Raw genomic sequence first — 3,043 nt, forward strand, 5'->3', positions numbered from 1 at the left:
TTTGCAAGATGCCTGACACTTCCAGTCAGCTTCTCGTCAGAGAATCTGACTATCAAAGTCCCGCTCGGCATGTGTAGCCTGACACTCAACACAGCTTTCTTGGATGGGAGCGCGAACGTCCATTCAACCGACTAGATGGTTCACCCAGCTTTCCGTGGATGGGTACTTCCGACTTTGATGAAATGTAAGAGCTTTTTTCTACGCACCTGTGCAATTGAGAACCCGGATGGGATGAGGTGTCCACCATGAACAAGGTGGACACCATCGATGATCACTGCAGAAGAACCTTTTAAGCTTGAGACGCTCGGCATGTTACGGAATGGCCGACGTCGCTATGACCCAGCCAGCAAACAGCGGCTGGTCGAGGCCTGTCTGCAGCAAGGCGTGTCGCTGGCGGGGCCGGCGTTGCAACACGGGGTGAACGCGAACCTGCTGCGGAAGTGAGTTGCCAAGCAACAACTTCAGAACGGGAATGGCCAGCCGGAGGCACGGGCGGCGACTGCGCCGGCGTTTATTCCGGTGAGCGCACCGTCGCGGTCGCCAACCCGATCTGCCGGCGCGATCGCCCTTTGCGCTACGGAACGATCCTCTGCTGGGCGGCTGACGGCATCGATGCCCAACCGCGTGACGCTTTCGCTGGAAGGCGGCGACGAGCAGTTGTTGTCGGCGGTGATTGAAGCGCTGGGGCGTTGTGATGTTCCGGCTAGCGTCTGATCTTCGAGTCTACCTTCACCGCGCGCCGATTGACTTCCGGGCGGGGATCAACAGCCTAGCGATCGTGGTCGAGCAGTCGATGGGGCTGGATCCGTTCCAGCGCGCCGTGTTCGCGTTCTGCAATCGCCGCCACGACCGGGGCAAGCTGCTGATTTATGATCGGTCGGGATTTTGGATGCTGCTGAAACGGCTGGAGGCGGACCGATTCCACTGGCCCCGAAGCCAGGAGGCGGTGCTGACGCTGACGACGGAGGAGCTGCATTGGCTGCTTGACGGCTTCGACATCGCGGCGGTGCGGCGCCATCCGGTGCGGCGCCATCCGGTGCGGCATTATCAGAGCGTGGGCTGACAGTGTTCGATGCGCACGGCGTCATCGGCGCGATCGGATGACGCCGCCAACTACATGGAATCCGGTTGACGCGGCGGCATGACTTCGATTCAAGACTACGATGAGTCGCAAGCCCACGACGCACGAGCTGGAAGCCCTGATCGCGGCGCACGCGGCCGAGATCGCGGCGCTGAAGGCGGAGAACGAGAAACTCGCGCAACGCGTCCTGCATCTTGAGGAGCAGTTGCGCCTGGAGCGCTTGCACCGCTACGCGCCGGAGAGCGAAAAGCTCAAGGAGCGCATCTTCAACGAAGCCGAGCAGGCCGCCGCTGAAAGCCGGGACGACGGCGATATCGAGGCGGTCGCCGTGCCGGACACGGGATTGCCGGAGGCTCCAAAGCCGGCGCCGAAGACACGCGGCCGCAAGCCGCTGCCTAACGATCTGCCGCGCCAACGCGTCGAATATGATCTGGGTGAGGATCAAAGGAACTGTCCGTGCTGCCATAATCGGATGCATCGGATGGGTGAGACCGTCACCGAGTTGCACGTCGAGGTGAAGGCGTCGGTGCTGCAACATGTGCGGTTCAAATATGCCTGCCGTCACTGCGAGCGCACCGCGCTGAACACCCCGATTGTGACGGCGCCGATGCCGGCGCAGCCGCTGCCGGGTAGCGTCGCCACGCCATCGACGCTGGCGCTGGTGCTCGCCAACAAATACGTCGACGGCACGCCGCTGTACCGTGTGGCGGACGCGCTGGGGCGCGCCGACGTCAGCATCAGCCGCGGGACGCTGGGCAACTGGGTGATCCGGGCGAGCGAGTTGCATCTGCATTGGGTCTATGACGCGCTACAGCAAAAGCTCAGGGCGCAGCCCCTGGTCCACGGTGACGAAACCTGGGTCCAGGTTCTGAAAGAGGGAGGCCGGGACGCGCAGGCCAAATCCTTCATGTGGGCCTACCGCAGCGGCCAGGACTGCGCGCAGCCGGTCGTGCTGTTCGATTACCAGTCCGGTCGCGGTCAGGAGTATCCGCAGACGTTCCTGGCCGGCTATCGCGGCTTGTTGATGAGAGATGGCTACGACGCCTGGCGCACGCTGACAGGCACGACCCAACTCGGCTGTATGGCGCATGCGCGTAGGAAATTTACCGATGCGCTCAAGGCCAGGAAGACGCCCGGCGGTCCGCCATTGCAAGCGCTCAAGTTCTTCGAGGCGTTGTATGAGGTCGAGAGGGTGGCGCGCCAGACGTCGCCCGACGGCGAAACGCGCGCCGCATACAGCTTGCGACTGCGCCAGCAGCATAGCCTGCCGGTATTGGCCGCCTTCAAGACGTGGCTCGACGACCAGGCGCCGAAGGTCCTGCCCGAAAGCTTGACCGGCAAGGCGATCGCCTATGCGCGCAACCAATGGGACTATCTGACCCGCTACACCAGTGACGGTCTCGCCCCGATCGACAACAATGTTCTGAAGCGCGACATCAGGCCGTTTTGCACCGGAAGAAAAAGTTGGCTGTTCAGCGACACCGTTGCCGGCGCCAAGGCAAGCGCCGTGATCTACAGTTTGGTGCTGACATGCCGGGCATGCGACGTCGATCCCTATGCATGGCTACGCTCACTGAATTGCCTCAGCGTGCGCCCGACGCCGATATCGAAGATCTGTTGCCGTTCAACTGCACCGCTCAAAACACCTGCGAGCTGCGAACAACGGCTGACGTTCGAACGCTCAGGTCAACAAGCCGTTCCGATGATCCCGCCGCGGCCCGGCGTCACACCACGCCGCGGCCACCTGCGCGCAGCCTGTGCAGTAAAATGCGCGCTTACGAAAAAACAGGAAGAAGATCGATTGGAAGCTGATCACCGACCTGCCGGTTGGTTCCCGCACCGACGCCGTTGAGAAGCTCGAATGGTATGCTTTGAGACGGAGGATCGAGGTGTTCCACAAAATCCTCAAATCGGGCTGCAAAGCTGAGGAGTCCAAGCTCAGGACTGCCCAGCGTCTGACCG

3 protein-coding genes and 1 pseudogene are annotated in these 3,043 nt (G+C 62.0%); 3 read left to right on the plus strand and 1 reads right to left on the minus strand.

Features of this window, described 5'->3' with window-relative positions; genetic code table 11:
• Positions 1-267 precede the first annotated feature (267 nt).
• The 3 genes and pseudogenes from XF30_RS39115 to tnpC all read left to right on the plus strand — a co-directional run.
• Positions 268-444, plus strand: a complete 177-nt coding sequence (locus tag XF30_RS39115; protein ID WP_109142578.1) for a transposase — start codon at positions 268-270, stop codon at positions 442-444.
• Between the two features lie 250 nt (positions 445-694).
• Positions 695-1,063, plus strand: a complete 369-nt coding sequence (gene tnpB / locus XF30_RS10175) for an IS66 family insertion sequence element accessory protein TnpB (RefSeq protein ID WP_109142579.1) — start codon at positions 695-697, stop codon at positions 1,061-1,063.
• 100 nt (positions 1,064-1,163) lie between these two features.
• Positions 1,164-2,716 (plus strand): annotated as a pseudogene (gene tnpC / locus XF30_RS10180) (IS66 family transposase); the annotation flags it as partial.
• Positions 2,717-2,856: 140 nt separating this feature from the next.
• Here the strand turns inward: tnpC and XF30_RS39765 are convergent.
• On the minus strand, positions 2,857-3,043 hold a 187-nt coding region (locus XF30_RS39765; RefSeq protein WP_204524494.1), incomplete at its 5' end, for a hypothetical protein.

Source organism: Bradyrhizobium sp. SUTN9-2, from assembly GCF_003122645.1.
In the GTDB taxonomy this organism is placed as follows: domain Bacteria; phylum Pseudomonadota; class Alphaproteobacteria; order Rhizobiales; family Xanthobacteraceae; genus Bradyrhizobium; species Bradyrhizobium yuanmingense.